16 protein-coding genes and 1 tRNA gene are annotated in these 19,977 nt (G+C 72.2%); 7 read left to right on the forward strand and 10 right to left on the reverse strand.

Features of this window, described 5'->3' with window-relative positions; translation table 11 throughout:
* The first annotated feature begins 12 nt into the window (after nt 1–12).
* Together EDF64_RS10550 and EDF64_RS10555 are read left to right on the forward strand one after the other, a co-directional pair.
* Complete coding sequence (locus EDF64_RS10550; protein ID WP_166645688.1) at nt 13–255, forward strand: helix-turn-helix transcriptional regulator; 243 nt, start codon at nt 13–15, stop codon at nt 253–255.
* Nucleotides 252–1,526, forward strand: coding sequence for a HipA domain-containing protein (locus tag EDF64_RS10555; RefSeq protein WP_133519943.1), 1,275 nt, complete (start codon nt 252–254; stop codon nt 1,524–1,526). Before EDF64_RS10550 ends, EDF64_RS10555 begins: the two co-directional genes overlap by 4 nt.
* Here EDF64_RS10555 and EDF64_RS10560 read toward each other — a convergent pair whose 3' ends face one another.
* From EDF64_RS10560 to EDF64_RS10590, 7 genes are all read right to left on the reverse strand, one after another.
* Nucleotides 1,527–2,543, reverse strand: a complete 1,017-nt coding sequence (locus EDF64_RS10560; protein ID WP_133519944.1) for a glycerate kinase family protein — start codon at nt 2,541–2,543, stop codon at nt 1,527–1,529.
* On the reverse strand, nt 2,531–3,763 hold the full coding sequence (locus EDF64_RS10565; protein WP_243736337.1) for an FAD-dependent oxidoreductase: 1,233 nt from the start codon (nt 3,761–3,763) through the stop codon (nt 2,531–2,533). Before EDF64_RS10565 ends, EDF64_RS10560 begins: the two co-directional genes overlap by 13 nt.
* 14 nt (nt 3,764–3,777) lie before the next feature.
* Nucleotides 3,778–4,719 carry a class A beta-lactamase gene (gene bla, locus EDF64_RS10570; RefSeq protein ID WP_133519946.1) on the reverse strand — a complete coding sequence of 314 codons (942 nt, stop codon included), beginning with the start codon at nt 4,717–4,719 and terminating at the stop codon, nt 3,778–3,780.
* A 47-nt stretch (nt 4,720–4,766) separates the two neighbouring features.
* Nucleotides 4,767–5,768, reverse strand: a complete 1,002-nt coding sequence (locus EDF64_RS10575; protein WP_133519947.1) for an ornithine cyclodeaminase family protein — start codon at nt 5,766–5,768, stop codon at nt 4,767–4,769.
* A complete protein-coding gene (locus tag EDF64_RS10580) occupies nt 5,765–6,667 on the reverse strand; it encodes an ABC transporter substrate-binding protein (protein ID WP_133519948.1) in 903 nt (300 codons plus the stop codon). The genes EDF64_RS10575 and EDF64_RS10580 overlap by 4 nt, the downstream gene beginning before the upstream one ends.
* Nucleotides 6,668–6,735: 68 nt before the next feature.
* Nucleotides 6,736–8,184: an MFS transporter gene (locus EDF64_RS10585; protein WP_243736338.1), complete on the reverse strand. Its 1,449-nt coding sequence runs from the start codon at nt 8,182–8,184 to the stop codon at nt 6,736–6,738.
* Nucleotides 8,185–8,299: 115 nt separating this feature from the next.
* Nucleotides 8,300–8,917: a GntR family transcriptional regulator gene (locus tag EDF64_RS10590; RefSeq protein ID WP_133519949.1), complete on the reverse strand. Its 618-nt coding sequence runs from the start codon at nt 8,915–8,917 to the stop codon at nt 8,300–8,302.
* A 130-nt stretch (nt 8,918–9,047) separates the two neighbouring features.
* Between EDF64_RS10590 and EDF64_RS10595 the strand changes: the two genes are divergently transcribed.
* Together EDF64_RS10595 and EDF64_RS10600 are read left to right on the forward strand one after the other, a co-directional pair.
* A complete protein-coding gene (locus tag EDF64_RS10595; protein ID WP_347813184.1) occupies nt 9,048–10,592 on the forward strand; it encodes an MFS transporter in 1,545 nt (514 codons plus the stop codon).
* Nucleotides 10,585–11,577 carry an alpha/beta hydrolase fold domain-containing protein gene (locus EDF64_RS10600; RefSeq protein ID WP_133519951.1) on the forward strand — a complete coding sequence of 331 codons (993 nt, stop codon included), beginning with the start codon at nt 10,585–10,587 and terminating at the stop codon, nt 11,575–11,577. The genes EDF64_RS10595 and EDF64_RS10600 overlap by 8 nt, the downstream gene beginning before the upstream one ends.
* An 83-nt stretch (nt 11,578–11,660) precedes the next feature.
* On the opposite strand, the gene EDF64_RS10605 is transcribed toward EDF64_RS10600, so the two are convergent.
* A tRNA-Gly gene (locus EDF64_RS10605) sits at nt 11,661–11,731 on the reverse strand.
* Nucleotides 11,732–11,982: 251 nt separating this feature from the next.
* Between EDF64_RS10605 and EDF64_RS10610 the strand changes: the two genes are divergently transcribed.
* The 3 genes from EDF64_RS10610 (at nt 11,983) to EDF64_RS10620 (ending at nt 16,564) form a co-directional block, all read left to right on the forward strand.
* On the forward strand, nt 11,983–13,095 hold the full coding sequence (locus tag EDF64_RS10610; protein WP_133519952.1) for a DUF6177 family protein: 1,113 nt from the start codon (nt 11,983–11,985) through the stop codon (nt 13,093–13,095).
* Entirely contained in the window at nt 13,085–13,432 is a 348-nt protein-coding gene (locus EDF64_RS10615; protein ID WP_166645689.1) for a hypothetical protein, read from the forward strand. Before EDF64_RS10610 ends, EDF64_RS10615 begins: the two co-directional genes overlap by 11 nt.
* A gap of 207 nt (nt 13,433–13,639) precedes the next feature.
* On the forward strand, nt 13,640–16,564 hold the full coding sequence (locus EDF64_RS10620) for an Ig-like domain repeat protein (RefSeq protein WP_133519954.1): 2,925 nt from the start codon (nt 13,640–13,642) through the stop codon (nt 16,562–16,564).
* 117 nt (nt 16,565–16,681) lie between these two features.
* Here EDF64_RS10620 and EDF64_RS10625 read toward each other — a convergent pair whose 3' ends face one another.
* Both EDF64_RS10625 and EDF64_RS10630 read right to left on the reverse strand, forming a co-directional pair.
* Complete coding sequence (locus EDF64_RS10625) at nt 16,682–18,727, reverse strand: cytochrome c oxidase assembly protein (RefSeq protein ID WP_133519955.1); 2,046 nt, start codon at nt 18,725–18,727, stop codon at nt 16,682–16,684.
* Between the two features lie 100 nt (nt 18,728–18,827).
* The gene (locus tag EDF64_RS10630) at nt 18,828–19,919 is read right to left on the reverse strand and encodes a GNAT family N-acetyltransferase (protein ID WP_133519956.1); all 1,092 of its coding nucleotides are present in this window, start codon (nt 19,917–19,919) and stop codon (nt 18,828–18,830) included.
* Nucleotides 19,920–19,977 lie beyond the last annotated feature (58 nt).

Consider the following 19,977-nt stretch of genomic DNA (forward strand, 5'->3'; position numbering starts at 1 on the left):
GAGGACGGATCCGTGGCATCGAACTCGGTGTACTCGCTCGCGCAGCTCGGCGCTGCCCTCAAGACGGCGAGGCTCAAGCGCGGCCAGACACAGGCCGCGATCGCTGACCTCGCGGGTGTTCAGCGCCAGTGGCTCGTGCAGCTCGAGAACGGCCGGCTGCCGAACCCTTCGCTGCAGAAGGTCTTCGCGGTCGTCGAGACCCTCGGACTCACGCTCGCCCTGGCGGATGACGACGACGGGGCCGACGTTCGATGAGCGAGCTCATCGCGTACATCGACGGCCATCGGATCGGCGTCGTGGAACAGTCGCGCGGGGGACAGCTCACCTTCCGCTACGACGACGACTACTCTCCAGCGTCCACGCCACTGTCCGTCGCGATGCCGATCGTCGCGGGAGCCGTCTACAAGCACCGCATCGTCGCGCCGTTCCTGCAGGGGCTGCTGCCCGACAACAACGAGACCCTCGAAGCGATCGCTCGGAACCACCACACCTCAGCGCGCAACCCGTTCGCGTTGCTCCGCCACGTCGGCGAGGACACCGCGGGTGCGCTGCAGCTCCTGCCGCCGGAGGAGCCAGCCAGCGATGCGGAACAGCAGATCGGCGACATCGAGTACCTCTCCGACGACGACTTCGAGGAGCTCATCGACGGCATCGTCGCCGATGCGGGTGCGTGGCAGCGACGACGGGACGACATCCGGTGGTCGCTCGCCGGTGCGCAGCCGAAGGTGGCCCTCTACCGCGACGATGACACCGGCCGGTGGGGGCTCCCTCGGGACGCCACGCCGACGACCTACATCCTGAAGCCCGCCGGGGCGGACTCTCGCCACGACGTGAACGAGTTCCTCACGATGCGGGCAGCCCGGTACCTGGGGCTGAACGTCGCCGACCACGACGTGATGCGGACACAGCGCGGCCACCACGTCTTCGTCAGCCATCGCTACGACCGCGTGCGAGATGAGGGCGGTCGGCTCCATCGCGTCCACCAGGAGGACTTCGCACAGGCACTCTCGGTCGATCCGACGCGGAAGTACCAGGCAGATGGCGGTCCGGGAGTGGCCGATTTCGCCCGGGTCCTGCTCTCGCTGGCGCCCTCGGTCGTCCGCGACGCCACCGAGCAGCTGTTCGAAGGACTCGTGTTCTCGATCGCCTCGGTCAACACCGACGCGCACGCGAAGAACTACTCGTTGCTCCACCCTGGCCGACGGACACGGCTCGCCCCGCTGTACGACCTCGGCTCGAACGTCCTGTACTCAGGCGCACAGCCCGTCGAGTCCGCCGTGAACATCGGTGGTCAACGGCGGATGAACCGCATCGGAACGGCGGAGCTCGTCCGGTGCGCACGACTCCTCCGGATCGACGAGGCGACTGCCACAGCGACCATCGACCGCATCCGAGGCGGCGTGGCAGCGGCGTTCGCGACCGCACTGGGTGACGTTCGAGCGGACGACGGCGGCCGAGCCCACGCGGTCGAGATCGCGAACGGCATCGCAGCGATGACGGCAGAGCGCGGGTGGGCGGCGGGCTGATCAGGCCATGCGCGCCAACCGCTGCCCCGCGATCGTCGCGAAGCGCAGCGGATCGGCCAGCGCGTCGTCCGGCTCGCCGGTGGTCTGCGTCGCGAGCACGGTGAGCGACGCGGCCGCGGCGTAGTCGTCGAGCGGCGCGTCGATCGCCCCCGCGACGAGCATCGGTCGGGCACCGGGTGCGTGCAGCGCGGTCAGGGCCTGCACCACGGACGGCACCTTGCCGACGGCGCTCTGCCCGTCGTACCGCCCCTCGCCGGTGATCACCACGTCGGCACCGGCCAGCAGCCCCGGCAGCCCGAGCACCTCCGCGACGCCGTCGGCACCGCGCGCGAGCGTCGCACCCCAGACCAGCAGGCCGAAACCGACACCGCCGGCGGCACCGGCACCCGGGGTCGTCGGGTCGACGTGGGGGAACCGCCCTGCGAACGCTGCCAGACGTTCGTCGAACGACGCCACTCGATCGGGCGTGATGCCCTTCTGCGGGCCGAACACCGCCGCGGCCCCGGTCGGTCCGAGCAGCGGCGAGGTGACGTCGGTGAGCACGACCACGCCGCCGGGCGGGAGCGGTCGGGATCCGATGACGTCGAGGACCGAGGCGCCGCCGTCCGTCGAGGCGCTGCCGCCGATGCCGAGCACGAGCCCGGTCGCCCCGGCGTCGAGCGCGGCCGCGATGGCCTCACCGAACCCGCGCGACGTCGCCGCGTCGGGCATGAGCGAGGGCAGGAGCGGGAGGCCGCTCGTGGCGGCGAGCTCGACCACGGCACGGCCGTCGGGCAGCTGCAGCCACCACGTGTCGACGGGCGTGCCGGCGGGACCGGTCACGGTGACGGGCACGCGGACGGCGTCCGGGAACGCGGTCGCGAACGCGTCGAGGGTCCCTTCGCCGCCGTCCGCCATCGGCGCGAGCACCACGTCGTCGTCGGGCCGTTCGACCAGCCAGCCCTGGCCGATCGCGGCGGCGACGGCCGCGGCGGTCGCGGTTCCCTTGAACGAGTCGGGAGCGATCACGACGTGCACGGTGGGACCTCCTGCGGGAACGCGGCGGGCAGCGCGAAGCGCGGGTGCGGCGCCCCACCCGTGGCGAGGTCCGCCAGCATCTCCCCGAGCAGCGGCGCGAACTTGAAGCCGTGCCCCGAGAACCCCGTCGCGACCGTGACCGGCCCACGGCGGTCCATGACGAAGTCCTCGTCCGGGGAGTTGTCGTACAGGCAGCTGATGAACGTCGGCGCCGACGCGTCGACTCCCGGCACGAAGCGTGCGACGTAGGCCTGCAGCCGAGCTGCCTCCGCGGGCACGGGCGTGCGGTCGCGGTGGTCCGGGTCGACGACCGGCCCGGTCCCGTGGAACCCGACCTTCACGCCCTCGCCCGGCGTGAGCAGGCCGTACACGTCGTCGCCGTCGGCCCAGTGCACGAAGCTCGGCCAGGCCTCGTCCGGCAGGTGGCTGGGGAAGTGGGCGGGCTGCTCCTGGGTGACGCGGATGGCCGGGAGGCGCGCCCCGCGTTCCGCGAGCACGTCGCCCACCAGGGTGGGGGCCCACGAGCCCACCGCGGCGACCAGGGACCGGGTCCGGACGGCCTCGGGGTCGCCGCCCGGGGTGGCGCGGTCCGGGGCAGCGCCGTCCGAGGTGGCGCCGCCCGGGCTGGCTCCGTCCGGGGTGGCGCCGCCCGGGCCGGCGAGCGTCACGGTGACCTCGTCGCCGTGGTCGTCGATCCCGGTCACCCGGGTGTCGAACCGGAGCTCGGCGAGGCCGGTCGCCCCGGCGAGGGTGAGGAAGACCTCGATCGCCTCGGCCGACCGGATCCGCCCGGCGGTCGCGTGGGTGAGGACGTGCCCCTCGAAGGCGATGCCGGGCCAGCGGGCGGCGGCCTCGTCGGGGGTGAGGGTCTCGTGCGGGATGTCCGCGGCGGCGAGCGCTGCAGCGATGGCGTCGACGACCTCGGCGCGCCCGTGGTCGACGGCGCCGGTGCGGTCGATGAGCAGCCGGTCGCTCGCGGCCTCGAGCGCTTCCCACAGCTCGAGCGCGCGTGTCGTCAACCCGACGTACTCCGCATCGGCGTAGCCCTGCCGGAAGATCCGAGTCGCACCGTGCGAGGAGCCGTGGTCGTGGCCGCGCGGGTGCTGTTCGACGAGCAGGACGCGCTCGCCGCGGCGCGTGAGGGCGTACGCGGTGGCGGCGCCGACGACCCCGCCCCCGATGACGACGTGCCGGGCGGTGTCCGTGCTGCTGGCGGGCATGCCCAGATCGTAGTTCAGCGTGCGAACGCGCCGAGCACCGTCGAAGCGGTCTTCGCCACGAGGGTGTCGTCGTACGCGGCGGCGGGGTCGTTCTTCGCCGTGAGGACGGCGATCACGATCGGGGCGCCGCCGGGTCGGGTGACGAGCGCGATGTCGTTCCGGATCCCGCCCGCGCCGCCGGACTTGTCGGCGACGGTCCAGCCCGTCGGTGCGCCGGCGCGGACGAGCGTGTCCCCCGTGGCGTTGCCACCCATCCAGTCGAGCAGCTGCGCCCTGTCGGCGGCGTCCAGCGTCGTCCCGTCGAACAGCGTCGCCAGGTCGGCTGCGAGGGCCGCTGGGGTGGTGGTGTCCTCGGTGCTGCCCGGCTCGATCGTGTTGAGGTCCGGCTCGTCGTGGACGACCTGCGTCACGTCGTCGCCGAGGTCGTGCAGCGCCGAGTCGAGCGCGTTCGGGCCGCCGATGCGGGTGAGGACGAGGTTCAGCGCGGTGTTGTCGCTCTGCCGGACCGCGGCCTCGGCGAGCGCGGCGTACGACAGGCCGTCGGCGACGCGCTGCTCGGTGACGGGGGAGTGGCCCGCCGCCGCGACGTCCGCCGCGGTCCAGTGCACGACTTCGTCACGGTCGGAGCCCTGCACCGACCGCAGGAACTGTGCGGCCGCGAACGCCTTGATGGTCGACGCGTACCCGAACCGGCGGTCGCCGTTGTACGCCACGGACTCGCCCGTCGCGGTGTCGGTGGCGACGACCCCGACGGTGGCGTCGTACTCGGTCTCGAGCGCGGCGAGCGCCCGGTCGATGCCCGAGGTGTCGAGCGTGGCGGTCGGCGTCGGGGACGCCGTCGGTGCGGCCGTGGTGCTGGCCGACGCCGGGCCACGGGTGGTCGGGCCGGTCGAGCAGCCGGCGATGACGAAGACCGCGGTGGTGGCAGCGATGACGAGGGGGACCGCACGGTGCATGAGGAGCACCCTTGCGGGTCAGCCTGGGACCACGTCGAACGTCGGCGTCATCGTCGTGGGCTCGACCGCCCCATCGTCACCGGGGTCCCGATCCCGCGCTCCTGCACGAGTTCGATCACCCGCGCCGCGACCGCCAGGTCCTGCGCCCCGAGCCCGACCGAGTCGAACACCGTCACCTCGTCGTCGTGCGTCCGGCCCGGAGCCCGGCCGGCGATGACCTCGCCGAGCTCCGCGGGCTCGATGTCCTGCGGCAGCGCGCGTTCCACGACCGCTTCGAGCAGGTCGCCGGACTTCGTCCACGCCGTCGCCCGGCTGTCGACGAACACCGTCCCCCGGGCCATCGCCGCACCGTCGAGTTCACGGTGCGTCGGGCGGGGCCGGGCGCCGACCGCGTTGACGTGCTGGCCGTCGTGCAGCCAGGCGCCGCGGACGACCGGCTCGATCGACGGGGTGAGCGTGCAGAGGACGTCGGACTCCTCGACGACACGGCGGGGGGCCGGTGCGACGACGCAGCGTGCTGCGAGCTCCGGACCGATCCCCTCGAGGAACCGCGTGACCGTCTCCGGCGAGCGCGACCAGACCACGATCCGGTCGAACGGGCGCGCGGCCTCGAACGCGCGGACGTGCTCGACGGCGAGGTTCCCCGCGCCGAGCAGCCCGAGGACCTCGCCGTCGCTGCGCGCCAGGTGCTTCGTCGCGACGACGGACGTGGCCGCGGTCCGCGCCCGGGTGACCGCCATGCCGTCGAGGACGGCCACGCACTCGCCCGTCACCGATGACGACACCAGGATCGTGGAGCGTTGGGACGGGAGCCCTCGTGCGCCGTTGTCGGGGATGTCGGCCATCAGCTTCACGGCGACGAGCCCGAGCCGGTCCGACCGGACGGCCATCGGCAGGAAGAGCGCGTCGTCGGCACCGGTCAGGGCGACGGGGGCGGGCTGCTGCGCGGCCCCGGCGCCGAGGTCGGCGTGGATCGCCTCCACCGCTCCGACGACGTCGACGGCGCCGATGACCTCCGCGATGTCGTCGGCGCCGAGGACGAGCGTCACGAGGTGGCGACGGCGCTCGGGGCACCGAGGAGCTCGTCGAGCGACGGCGTGTGCGTGGTGAGGCCGCCGTCGAACAGGATCCGCATCCAGCGGTCGGACGCGTCGCGGTCGACCACGGCGGAGTCCCAGACGCCTCCCGCGGCCATCTCGTCCGCCGCGCGACGCAGCAGGGCGGCGTCCTTGTCCGGCCACCGTGCGGCGAGGACGGCGGCGATCTCGGCGTCGGCGTCGCCGGCGGTGATCTTCGCCATGGCCGCCGCGATGCCGTCCATGAACCGGTCGACGCGGTCGCCGAGCTCGTCGATCCGGTCGGTCCGCGTGTAGTAGACGCTGTTCGGCATCACACCGCCGGCGTCGAGGTGGCGGAAGACGATCGTGCCGTCGCCGGCCGCGACGAGCTCCTCGGCCGAGACGAGGTCCAGGATGATCGCGTCACCGAGGCCGCCCCGGTAGAGCTCGATGAGCATCGCGGTGGACAGGTCACGGACGAACCGGGTGTCCGCCGGGTCGGCCCCGGCCTCGCGGAGGAGCCCGGCGGTGAACTCGTACGGAGCGCTGCCGCCGGCCCCGGGGGCGAGGACGACCTTGCCGGCCAGCCAGTCGAGCGTGATCGGGCTGGACTCGTCGCGGGCGACGATCGTCATCGGGAACGCGTGGTTGAGCTGCCCGACGACGGTGAGCTGCCGTGCCGTCCCGGCGTACATCGCAGGGACCCAGAGGCCGCCGAGCGCGAGATCGGCCGCCCCGGAGTCGATGTCGTCGAGGACGCCGGTCCACGGATCGCACGCCGTCGCGGTGACGGCCAGGCCGCGCTCGGCGAAGAGGCCGCCCTGTGCGGCGACGTACTCGGGCAGGTAGTTGAGGCCGTTCGCGGTCGCCGAGATGTTCAGGGTGTCCATGGTGTTCTCCGTTTCGTGGGGTGGCGGGCCGGGCGGCTGCGAGGTCGCGCCGGCCCGCCGGTGGTGGGTCAGGCGTTGCGGGTCGTGAGGACGTTCTCGTTGACGTCCTCGAGGGAACGCCCGCGGGTCTCCGGGGCGAAGCGGGACGCGACCACGAGGACCGCGTACATCACGGCGGCGAGTCCGAAGACACCGGCGAAGGCCCACGAGCCGTACAGGGCGATCGCGGCGAACGGCATGACCGCGCCGGCGATGTTGCCGATGCCGTTCACGATCGATGCCCCCGAGGCGCGGATCGCGGTCGGGTAGACCTCGGCCGTCCACGCCGCGAGCGTGGTGTTCGTCAGCATCGTGAAGAACTGGAACAGGGCGCCGAGCACCAGGATGGCGGCGGTGTCGTCGCCGAAGACCGCGAACGCCAGGGCCGTGAGGCAGCCGAGGACTCCGGCGGCGGCGACCAGCGGACGACGTCCGATCCGGTTGGCCAGCAGGGCAGCGGCCGTGCAGCCGAGGAGCGACCCGATGTTCATGATCATCGTGTACAGCAGGCTCTGCGAGACGGAGTAGCCGCGCTCGACGAGCAGGGTCGGCATGAGGAAGTTCAGGGTGACCTGCACGCCGAACGCCATCCACGAGGCGACCCCGATCGCGATCGTCCGGCGCAGCACGAGCTTGTGGAACACCGCGGCGGGCGACGAGTGCAGTGCGACGGGCGGCAGGTCGGCCGGGGTGAGCCGCACCGGGGGAACGGCGTCCGCCGGCGGCGTGAGCGTGTTCGACGCGAGGACCGCCAGCGAGCGGTTCGCCTCGTCGACACGGCCCTTGGAGAGCAACCAGCGCGGCGTCTCCGGCAGCTTGCGCCGGTACAGGACGACGAAGAGTGCTGGCAGCGCGAGGAGCACGAAGCTCCAGCGCCAGACGTGGTCGTCGCCGCCGAGCGGCACGGCGAGCGGGCCGAGCAGCAGCAGGAACAGGCCGTAGGAGAGGAAGTTGCCGATGCCGCCGGCACCGACGTTGATGGTGGCGATGAGGCCGCCGCGGTACTTCGTCGCGACCATCTCGGACAGCATCGCGATGCCGATCATGAACTCGCCGCCGACGCCGACGCCGACGATGAAGCGGCTGACGAGCAGCATGTCGAAGTTGAACGACACGGCGCTGAGCAGACCGCCGAGCGTGTAGACGAGCAGGTTGAGGCCGAGCGAGAACCGCCGGCCGTACTTGTCCGCGAGCCAGCCGGCCAGGAAGCGTCCGACGAGCCCGCCGATGACGGTGGCGGTGTTGATCGTCGAGAGCTGCACGTCGCCGATGGCGAGGGAGGCCTTGATGTTCGTGGCCATGGCGCCGACGGAGTTCTGTTCGAGCGTGTCGAAGAACTCCCCGGCGAGGATGAGCATGAGGACCCAGAACTGCGCTCGGGTGAAGCCGATCGAGTCGAGGGCGGAGCCGACACCCCCACCGGAGGTCTCGGCGGCGGCGGTTCGGGTTGGTGCGGTGGAGCGGGTTACAGCAGACATTCGTAACTCCAGCAGGGGAAGAGTGAGGTGGGTGCACCGTGCGGTCACTCTTTTGTATACGAAAGGCTGTTTCGGGCTGGTTTCAGACGTGCAACGTTCTTGCTTCGTATACGTTCTACGCGTTCAGCGCGCGGTAGATCGCTTCGTCGCGCCGGAGGTGCTCGTCCATCAGCAGCCCCGCCTGCACGGACGCGCCGCGCAGGATCGCCGCCGCGACGGCCGTGTGGTCACCGCTGCTCGACGCCACCTCTTCGCGCGTGACCCGCTCGAAGGCCCAGGCCGTCTGGTGGATGAGGTGCTCGATCATCGTCTCCAGTCGCGCGTTGCCCGACGCGCGGGCCACGAGCCCGTGGAAGGCGAACCGGGGAGACTGCGCGGCCTCGACCTCCTGGTCGGAGCGCTCCTCGTGCCCGACGGCGCGGAGCAGGTCGGCGCACTCGCCACCCGCACGCCGTGCGGCGAGTTCGGCAGCGAGGACCTCGAGCCCGCGGCGGATCTGCATGAGCTCGATGACGACCTCGGTCGACGAGTCAGCGACGCGGACGCCCTTGAACTTCTCGGAGACGACGAAGCCCTCGGTCTCCAGCTGTCGCAGTGCTTCCCGCACGGGGACCCGGGAGACGCCGAACCGCTCGGCGAGCGCGTCCTCCTTCAGACGGGAGCCGCGAGCGAGCGTGCCGGCGATGATCTCGGCTCTGATGGCCTTGAGGACCGATGCCGGCTTGGACTCCACGGCACGATGGTATTGGAGCGAGCGTGCGCTAAGGTCGGAGGTAGAGGGAAAAACACCGCGTTGCTCCGGCAGCCGGTACCGCGTACACGTCTCACAGGAGTCGTCACTTCTTCATCGAAGGAGTGCCTCCGTGCCCGTACCGTCCAAGCCCGTACCGTCCAAGCCCGTACCGTCCAAGCCCGTACGATCCGACCCCGTCCCATCGCAGCCCGTTCGTCTGCGCGACTCGTGGGTGGCGCTCGCCGGCCTGTCCGCGGTGTTCCTCTTCGAGATGCTCGACAACTCGGTCCTGAACGTCGCGCTCCCCACCGTCGGCCGTGACCTCGCCGCGTCCACCACCGCGCTGCAGTGGGTCTCCGGCGCCTACTCGGTGGCGTTCGGCGGCCTGATGCTCCTCTTCGGAGCCGTCGCCGACCGGGTGGGTCGCCGCCGCGTGATGCTCGTGGGCCTGACGCTCCTCGCGGTCGTGAGTATCCTGACGGCGTTCGTCACCTCCGTGGACGAGCTCATCGTGATCCGCGCGCTCATGGGCGTCGCCGCCGCGATGACGACACCCGGGTCGATGGCCCTGGCGTTCCGCCTGTTCTCGAGCGACGAGCTGCGGGTCCGAGCGCTCACGGTCATCTCCACCGCCGGGCTCGTCGGCCTCGCCGCGGGACCGACCATCGGCGGCTTCGTCCTGGCGGTGGCCCCGTGGCAGGTGCTCCTCATCGCGAACGCACCCATCGCCGCGGTCGCGTTCATCGGCATCCGGGCCGGGATCGCGGTCGACCAGCCGGACGACCTGCACCGTGACCCCGTGGACGTCGTCGGAGCCGTCCTCGGGACGGCGACCGTCGTCGGCGTCCTGGTCACGCCGACGCTGCTCGTCGACGGTGGCGCGCGCTCCCTCGGCTGGGGAGCCGCGATCGTCACCGTCGTCGTCGGGATCCTCTTCGTCGTGCGGGAGCGCACCGCTCGCCACCCGTTGCTCGACCTCCGCCTCGTCGCACAGCCGCTCGTCGCCAGTGGGCTCGCGTACAAGGCCGCCGCGGGACTCGCCATGGCCGGGCTCTCGTACCTCGTCACGCTGCAGCTGCAGTTCGCCTGGGGATGGCCGCCGGCGCTCGCCGCGGTCGGCACGCTCCCACAGGTGGTCGTCCTGCTCGCCAGCGGGCGCTTCGTCGGCCCGTTCGTCCGCCGTGTCGGCCTCGACCGTGCCGCGTGGACGAGCGCTGCGGCGGTCGTCGCCGGCCTCGCCGTGTTCGCCGCCACCGCCCGCCTCGGGTACCCGTTCGTCCTCGTCGCCCTGGTCCTCGTCGCCGCCGGGATGCGCGTCGTCGGAGTCGTCGCCGGCAACAACGTCCTCAAAGGCCTGCCCGAGGACCGCACGTCGATCGGCGCGGCCCTGGTCGACACCGCCAGCGAGATCGCGACGGCGGTCGGCATCGCGGCCACCGGCACGATCCTCGCGGCCCTCGTCGCCGGCAGCATCACGTCCACCCCGTGGACGCCGGCCCGGATCGACGCGTTCGACGGTGCCACCTCGATCGCCGGGGCCGTCATCACCGGAGTCGCAGCCGTCCTCGTCGGCATCGGCCTCGTCACCGCTCGCCGCGCGGCACCCGACCCGTCGATCCCGGCGACCGCGGCAACCACCCCCACCACCACCGACCTGGAGCCCACCGATGCCTGACACGATCGTCCGCCCGCCCTTCGACCCCGAACTCGCCGTCTTCCTCACCGCGCTCGGAGCACGAGGCCCCTTCACGCTCACGCCGGAGTCGATCGCCCGCATGCGCCGCCTCGACGTGACCGAGGACGAACTCGACGAGCGTCTCCGGTCGCGCGGCTGGGAACGGCGGAGCGTCCGCGTGCCCGGGTACCTCGGCGAACCCATCGACCTGGCGGTCATCCAGCGGATCGGACGCACCGGCCCGACGACCGGCGTCTACACGATCCACGGCGGCGGCATGGTGTTCGGCCACCACCTCGGCAACCTCGACTCCTACGACGACTGGCTCCTCGACCACGACGTCGTCCTCATCAGCGTCGACTACCGCCTCGCACCCGAGTACCCGGACCCCTACCCCGTGGAGGACTGCTACGCCGGCCTCGTCTGGGTCGCCGCGCACGCGGCAGAGCTCGGCATCGACCCCGAGCGCATCGTGCTCGCCGGGCAGAGCGCGGGCGGAGGGCTCGCAGCGGGCACCGCCCTCCTCGCCCGTGACCGGGGCGGCCCGACGATCGCGGCGCAGGTGCTGGTGTCGCCGATGCTCGACGACCGCGACGCCACCGTGTCCACGAAGCAGATCGACGGGGTCGGCGTCGCCGACCGGCAGATGACGCGGTTCGGCTGGGACGCCCTCCTCGGAGCACGCCGCGGCACCGAGGACGTCTCGGAGTACGCCGCTCCGGCGCGCGCCACGGACCTGTCACATCTCCCGCGCACGTACATCGACTGCGGCAGCGCCGAGGTCTTCCGTGACGAGACCGTCGCGTTCGCCAGCGGACTCTGGGCCGCGGGGGTCGACGCGGAACTGCACGTCTGGCCGGGGGCGTTCCACGGCTTCACCAGCATGCAGCCGCACGCGGTCATCTCGAAGCGCGCGACGGCAGCGCTGGCCGACTGGACGGAGCGACTGCTCGGCGCACGACAGCCGGTCGCACCCCGGAGCTGAGGCAGGACGAACTCGAACGACGAGAGGCAGGACGAACTCGAACGACGAAGGGCCGCCCGATCGGGCGGCCCTTCGTGCATCGGAGCGAGTGACGGGAATCGAACCCGCGCTACCAGCTTGGGAAGCTGGAGTTCTACCATTGAACTACACTCGCGCGCCCGCTCAGCGGGACGACGCAAGCCTAGCGGATTCTCTGCAGGGTCGTGAGCAGCGCCCGACCGAGCGCCGACCGTGCGCCCGACGCGAGCCGTCCGACGGAGGCGATCCGCGCCTCCAGGCCGTGGCCGAGCCGACCACCTGCCGGAGCCGAGTACCCGCTGTGAGCCCGCCCGCCTGACGGACAGGTGTCGTCCCCGTGTGTACCGTCCAGGTGGATCGAGCGACCCCGAACCGAGGAGGACCCGGATGGTCAGGCATCCCCTCATCGACGACGTGGTCGGCCCCGCCATCGTGGTCGATTCCGCCTCGCCGGTGGTCTGGTTGACCGACGCGTTCGCCTCCCTGCTCCGACGGGCCTCCGAGTCCGGCCGCATGGTCGTGCTCCGTACCGGCCGCGACGCCGCGGTCACCCCCGCGCTCCGACACGCACTCGGCGCACACGGCGCGGCCTGGGCTGTGACCGACCCCGACGGCACGCTGCGGGACGGGCGGACCGGCGTCGCCGCCTCGGGTGTCGAGGACTTCGTCCAGCAGGGTCCGGAACTGCTCGGCACGCCGTCGCCGGCGCACCCGGTCGCGGTCGACTCCGTCCGCCAGATCAGCATCGACCTCACCCTGCGGCACCACTCCGGACGCGCGATCGACATCGGCTCCGCGATCGAGGCGCTGTGCGAGACCGTCGGCACCTGCCCCACCCGGTGGGGGACCGCCGAGCCGCTCACCGCACCGTGGGACCGCTGGGTCGTGACGCAGTACGCGAAGCACGAGGCGCCCGCGGTGTCGACCTCGTACGCCGTCGGCGAGGGCTTCTCCGCCACCATGACCGCGCACCTGCTGGACGGGGTCGTCGTCGAGACGATGTCCGCGGTGCTCACCATCCCCGAGGACGGCACCGACCCGGCGCTCGCGTCGAAGCTCCTCGACGCCGTCCACCGTGTCGCCGAGGACGTGGAACCCGTCTTCGGCGTCGTGATGCAGCGCCGGGGCGACGCCGACCACCTGGTCCGCGCCGTGTCGCACGGCGAGCCCGCGCCGCTCGCCGTCGTCGTCGGGCCCGAGGCGGCGGAGTTCCTCGACCGCGACGGCGTCTGGCCGCCCCCGCGCACCACGACCTCGACGTTCGGCGGCGGCGGACTCGTCGTGCGGTTCGACGACGGGTGGGAAGCGCTCGAGTCCTTCCTCGACCGCATCGACGAGGACCGCTTCCTGCAGCTCGTCGGCGGCGCACCGCTCGACCCCGCGCACGACGAGGGCGCACTCGACGGGCACGTCGGCGGCACCGGCAGCAGCGCGGGCACCGGCGGTGTCGGCCGCTCCGGCTCGGACTCGCCCGTGATGGGTGGCCAGGGTGCCCCGTGACGTGACCCTGCTCTGCCGCGCGCCGGTCGAGACGCGCGACGTCGCCGAGGCCCTGCTCCTGCACGACGAGTCGTGGGGCGTGCGGGCCCTCGACGACGGCCCGATGGTGCAGGTCTGCCGTGACGCCACGCACCCCGTCATCACCGTGCTCGGGGTGCGCCGGGTCGACTCCCTCGACGAGGTCCAACGCATCCTGCCCGACGCCCCGACCCTCGGGACGCCGCTGTGGTGGGTGGACACGGTGACCCCGGCGGGTGCCGACGGCGAGTCCGGGATCACCGCCGCGCTCGAGGCAGCGATGGACCTCGACGCCGTCTGCATCGTGCACGGCGACTGAGGACTTCCCCCGTTCTGGGGCTCGCCCCGGGGTCGTCGGCGCGCTCTCCTGCGGCGGATTGCCCGGGCGTGTCCCCAGTTGTGGTGCGATCGCCCGGTTCGAGACCCGTGAGTACTCGGAGCACCCCTACGGTGTGAAGACCCGAGCCGACGAGCCGGGCGCGCACGCTCCTCGTCGGCACCGCTCTTCTCACTGAACAGGGCTCCAGTGCGTACACAATCCCAGAAGCGTGCCGTCGCGCGCGCTCGCAGCATCCTCGCCGGCTTCGCCGTCGCCGGACTGGCCGGGCTCGCGCTCGTCGGCGCCGGGACCACCGCGGCCGTCGCCGCACCGCCGGCACAGACCACCTTCGTCAACGAGGGGTTCACCGGCGCGGACGCCGGCGACGGGTACATCCTGCCGTCGACCACGGCAGCGTCCGGCAACGTCGCGTGCCTCACCGCGCTCCCGGCGGACGGGGCGACGAACGCCGGTTCGATCCCGACCTGCAGTGACACGGCCGACGCGGTCGAGGGCGGTGCGCTCCGCCTGACGTCGAACGTCAACAACCAGTCCGGCGGTGTCGGCGCGAAGCAGTCGGTCCCGATCACCAAGGGCATCGACGCCACCTTCAACAGCTACCAGTACAACGGCGACGGCGCGGACGGCATCGTCTTCTACCTCGCCGCGACCGACCCGTACAACCCGACCGTCCCGGAGAAGATCGGGTACCTCGGCGGCTCGATGGGCTACAGCGCCAGCACGGCGAACACCGCGCAGGGTCTGTCGCACGCCTACCTCGGCATCGGCCTGGACCGCTTCGGCAACTTCGCGAACCGGCAGTTCGGTGGCAACGGCTGCTCCGGCGACCAGAGCACCAACGGCACCCTGTTCGCGAACGCCGTGACGGTGCGCGGTCCCGGCGACGGTTCGACCGGGTACTGCGTGCTGTCGAAGACCTCGGTCAACGGCTCGCTCGACAAGACCGGGGTCACCGACCGCGCGCAGGCCAAGGTGCCCGTCGAGATCGTGATCAACCCGACGTCGTCCGTCCTGACGGCCCAGCAGAACACGTCCGTCACGGTCCCGGCCGGGCAGTACGCGGTCGTCTTCACCTCCATCGGCGGCAGCCAGCAGGTCGTCACGGGCACGCTCCCGAAGCTCGCCGCCTCGAACGCGGCGAACATCGACCCGTCGTGGATCGACCCGGCCACCGGCTACCCCTACAAGCTCACCTACGGATGGGTCGCCGGGACCGGCGGACAGAACGACGTGCACGAGGTCAACTACCTCCGGACGACGACGGCCGCCGGTCCGGTGCCGGTGCTGACCGCCCAGCCTGGAGGCACGACGAACGTCGCGCACGCCGGCTCGGGTTCGTACACGGTCAGCCCGACCGTCGCCGCCGACGGCGGCTCGGAGTCGCAGCTCGTCCGCACGACCACGACGTTCCCGGCCGGTGTCACGCCGTCCGTCGCCGACGCCTCCGGCACCGGCTGGACGTGTTCCGCGTCCGGGCAGGTCGTCGCGTGCGACCAGGCTGCGGCCGATCGCGCTCCGGGCACCGTCCTGCCGACGCTGAGCATCCCGTACACGGTGTCCGGCGCCGCCCGCACCGCGACCGTCTCGACCGTCGTGGCCTCCACCGACGCCGAGGCGATCACGATCACCCACGACGTCGCGGTCGCCGCTCAGGAGACCACGGTCGCCGTGCCCGACGTCACCGTCACCGTGGGCAACACCGCGACGCTTCGCGCCGAGGTCTCGTCCGCCGAGACCTCCGGGGCGACGGTCCCGACCGGCTCCGTGACGTTCGCCCGTGCCGACACCGGCGAGGAGCTCTGCTCGGCGAAGACCACCGACGGCGTCGCGAGCTGCACCGTGCCGACGTCCGTGGTCGGCACGACCGCGATCACCGCGACCTACCACGGCAACACCGACCACGCCGAGGCCGACGGTTCGGGCGTCCTCGTCGTGACGAAGGTCCCGACCGCGATCACGCTGACCTCGGCCCCGGAGGTCGCGCCGTACGGCAAGCCGGTGACCCTCGGCGTCGACGGACTCGAGGCGCAGGACGGCACCGTCCCCGCGCCGACGGGCACCGTCACGTTCCACGAGGGCGAGGTGCTCCTCTGCACCGCGACGCTCCCCGCCACGAGCTGCGACGTGACCGGCCTCACCGCCGGCAAGCACACCGTCACCGCGGTCTACTCGGGCGACGCACTGCACGCGGCGGCGACCTCGGTGGACGTGGAGCTCACCGTGCGCAAGGCCACGACGACGCTCTCCCCGGGCAGCGGCCCGTCGACGCCGGGCAACCCGTCCGACCCGACCACCCCGGGCGACCCCGGCAACCCGTCCGACCCGACCGGCCCGTCCGACCCCTCGGACGGCGGCACGGGCACCACGGTGACCGTCACCCACGGTGAGACCACGACGCTCGACACCCCGAACGTCCCCGAGGACGCCACCGGAACCATCGACTACGTCACCGAGGACGGCACCGTCCTGTGCACCGCGACGCTCCCCGACACCACGTGCGCGGTCCCCTCGGACCTCGCCGGCGGGAAGTACCGCGTCCACGCCCGCTACAACGGCGACGCCAACTACGAGCCGGCCGAGGGCACGCCCTTCGACCTCGTCGTCACGGCGCAGCCCACCGCCCTCGTCGGCAGCACCGACACGTCCCACGCGGTCGTCGGCACGAAGGTCCGCCTCAGCGCTTCCGGTCTGCCGGCGGGGGCGACGGGCTCCGTGACGTTCACCACGGCGGACGGCACCGTCCTCTGCACGGTGACGTTGCCGGAGACCAGCTGCGAGACCGACACGCTGCCGGTCGGGACGAACACCGTGACGGTGGCCTACAGCGGGGACGCGTCGTTCGCGGCGTCGTCCACCACGCTGCGGATCGTCGTCGAGGCCGCCGCGGTCGCAGACCCGTCGGACGACCCCTCGGTCGAGCCGGTCCCGGGCGCGTCGATCGACCCGGCCGCTGCTGCGACCACGCCGCCCGCCGCTTCCGGTGAGCTCGCGTTCACCGGGTCCCCGGTGGCGATCGGCGCCGGCCTCGGGCTCGCGGGGGTCCTGCTCCTCGCAGGGCTGGTCCTGCTCGTGGTCCGGCGGCGTCGGGCCGCTCGCACCCCGGCGGAGTGATCCACCCCGGGCGCTGACGACCACGAACCGCGCACCGTGCGACCTCGCACGGTGCGCGGTTCTGCGTCCGGCACGACCCGCCGCCGACGCCGCCGACGCCGGCGACGCCGCGCGGCGTCAGTCGCGGTCGTTCATCGCCGCGAGACGCTCGTTGTACGCCTTGAGGTCCGCGTCGCCGTCGCGCTCGGCCTTCCGGTCGAGGCGCTTCGCGTCCCGCGTGTCCGACTTCACCCAGTTCCGCACCACGAGCAGGGCGACGAACACCATCGGCAGCTCCGAGGCACCCCAGGCGATCCCGCCCCCGGTGTGCTGGTCGTCGAGGAGCGCGGCGTCGTTCGTCTGCCCCAGCGCGTGGAACCAGTCGAGCGCGAAGACCGACTGCGAGGTCATCACCGCGACGCCGAAGAACGCGTGGAAGGCCAGGGTCGCGAGCAGCGCGATGATGAGGATCGGGTACGCGGGACGCTGCGGCCCCGGGTCGACGCCGATGAACACCCAGAAGAAGAGGTACCCGCTGAACACGAAGTGCACGACCATCGCGACGTGCCACTCGTGCGACTGCATCGCGTACTGGTACGCGGGCGTGAAGTAGAACACCACGAGGGACCCGGCGAAGATGACCCCGGCGACGGCCGGCTTCGCGAGGAACTGCATGTACCGCGAGTGCGTGAAGAGCATGAGCCACTCACGGGCACCCCGCGAGCCGTCGTTCCGGACGGGCAGGGTCCGCAGCGCGAGCAGCACCGGCCCCCCGAGCACGAGCGGCAGCGGCACGAACATCATGAGCAGCATGTGCTGGAGCATGTGCGACGAGAAGTGGATCATGCCGTAGACCGCGGGCCCGGCCGAGGTCGTCCAGATGAACAGGGCACAGCCGAGCAGCCAGGCGATGGTGCGGCCGACGGGCCACTTGTCCCCGCGCTTCCGCAGCTTGCGGACGGCGAGCAGGTACCAGCCGGCACCGACCACGGCCAGGGCGAGCCACACCCAGTCGATGTGCCACTGGGTCAGGTACGTGTGCACGGTCTGCGCCGGCGGGTACGGGAAGCCGATGAGGCCGGAACGGGTGTCCTCGCCGGTCTCGGGCGTCTGCGGGATCGGCGGCTGCGAGCGACTCACGGCGACGGAGACCCCGATCGCGATCGCCATGAACACGATCTCGGCGAGGGCGAACCGGACGAACAGCTTCCGGTCGAGCGGGGCGCGGAGGAGCCCGGGCACGAGTCGACGGCGCTGGACCACACCGGCGAGCCCGAGCAGCACGAGGATGGCCGCCTTGACCGTGATGAGCCACCCGTACGTCGTCGTGAAGAGGTCGAGCGGCCCGGTCAGCCGGAGCGATGCGTTGACGATGCCGGAGAACGCGACCGCCGCGAACGCCCAGCCGGCGAGCGTCGAGTACCGCGAGACGACCCGCCCGGTGGCCCCCTTCATCCGGGTGCGCAGGATCAGCACGGCGACGAGCCCGCCCGCCCAGACGCAGACCGCGACGAGGTGCACGGCGAGCGAGTTCACCGCGTTGGCGTGCTCGAGCGAGCCGGCCGCGTGACCGGACAGCGCGAGGGGGAGCAGCGCGAAGAGGCCGGCGACGGTGGCCACGGCGAGGGTCGTCACCCGGGTGGCGAACGCGGCGACGACGGTGGCGATGAGGATGGCGGCGGCCGAGACGACGAGCGCCTGGCCGATCTCGACCTGGAACGCGAACAGCATGAAGTTCCGCGCGAACACCGGGCTGGTGAGCGGGACGCCGAGGGTGTTCGCCCCGGTGAAGACGATGCTGACGACCGCGGCGAGGAACCACACCGCGCCGGTCGCCGCCGCCCACCGCGAGGCTCGGTGCTGGACGCTCGACATCGCGCCGTGGTCCTTCTTCTGCGCGGGGAGCGCGAACGCTGCGACGACGAGCAAGCCGATGGTGAGGGCAGCCATCGTGTCGTGCACGACGCGGGCGACGGGCAGGCCGTACTCGACGAGGTCGCCGGCGGAGACCAGCTGCTGGTTCGCGGTGAACGCGCCGGTGAGCGTCATCCCGAGGATCGAGCAGGCGACCGCGAGCGGGATCGCGATGACGAGGACCGTCGCGACGGTGGACGTGCGCGCGGTGACGGGCGTGGATTCCGGTGCCGCGCCTCCAGGCTGGGTTGCTGTGGGGGTGACGGTCATGACCGTCCAATCGTAGGCGTCCATTCTGGAGGCGCGGCGTGCGTCGCGCAGACCGGCTGCGGCCCGCCACAGGGTGCGTCCACTGCGTCGGGTCGCGTCGTCAGACGCGTCGCTCCCAGATCCCCTCGCAGCCGACGCCGACGAAGCCGACCGCCTCGTTGACGTCGAGCATCGGGCGGTTCTCCTCGGCGTTGAAGGTGATGATCGACGGCCGGCCGGGGAAGTCCTGCTCGACGCGCTCGATCCCGGCGACCTTGAGCAGCCAGCCGAGGCGGTGCCCGCGGTGCTCGCGCAGGACGAGCGTGTCCCCCTGCATCACCGGCTGATCGCTGTTGTGCGGCACTGCCAGTTGCGTGAAACCAGCCAAGGTGGTGCTCGGGAGGTGCTCGATGGCGACCGTGACCATGGTGCGCGGCGATCGCGCGAGCTGTGCCTCGTGCTCCCGCAGACGATCGCGCGTCCACACGTCCTCCGGCTCCTCCATGTCACCCTCGGGTGCATCGGTGCTCATCCTCGTCTCGAGCAGCGCGACACCGTCGAGCCACCGCTCCGGCGTCGGACCGGCCCAGGCGTGCACCCGGTAGTCGGGCACGGCGGCGACCGCTGCCCGGTCTCGGAGCTCACGCACGACGGAGTGGTCGGCCGGTAGTCCGAGGCGGCTGATCCGGTTCACTTGCCCGAAGCGCCAGCCGCGGCCGGTGAGGAAGCACACCCCGGCCTCGTCCGACGGCACAGCCCCGTAGCCGGTCGGCGGGACCACGTACCCGGGCCCGGATGCGGAGCCGACCTGCCGCGAGACGGAGTACGTCTTCCACTGCGTGCGACCCTCGGCGCGTGCGATCCCCTCGAGGTGGTCGGCGAGCAGCGTGCCGACGCCGCGTCGCTGGTGCCCGGGCGCGACGGCCACGGCGATCCAGCAGTTCGGCGTGTCCGGCGCGGCTTTCGTGTCGTAGGAGCCGGCGGCCACGGCGGTCCCGTCGGCGTCACGCACCGCGAAGAGACGACTCGGCGCCTCGGGATCGAGCAGGTACGGGAGCTGTTCCTCGGGGGTCCAGAGGATCTCCGGCAACCCGGTGACGTGCACCTCTGCCGCGTTCTGCACGGCCACCCACTCCCGGAACGCCTGCACCTTCGCCGGGTCGTCCGCCATCGTCCGGGGGACGTCGAGCTCGTGCACGGTGTACGTGGTCATGTCGGAGCCTCCCGGCGGTGTCACGCTGCCCGACGCTGGGCAGCCTCACAGCCTACCG

The sequence above is a fragment of the Curtobacterium flaccumfaciens genome, from assembly GCF_004361695.1.
GTDB lineage: Bacteria > Actinomycetota > Actinomycetes > Actinomycetales > Microbacteriaceae > Curtobacterium > Curtobacterium flaccumfaciens_B.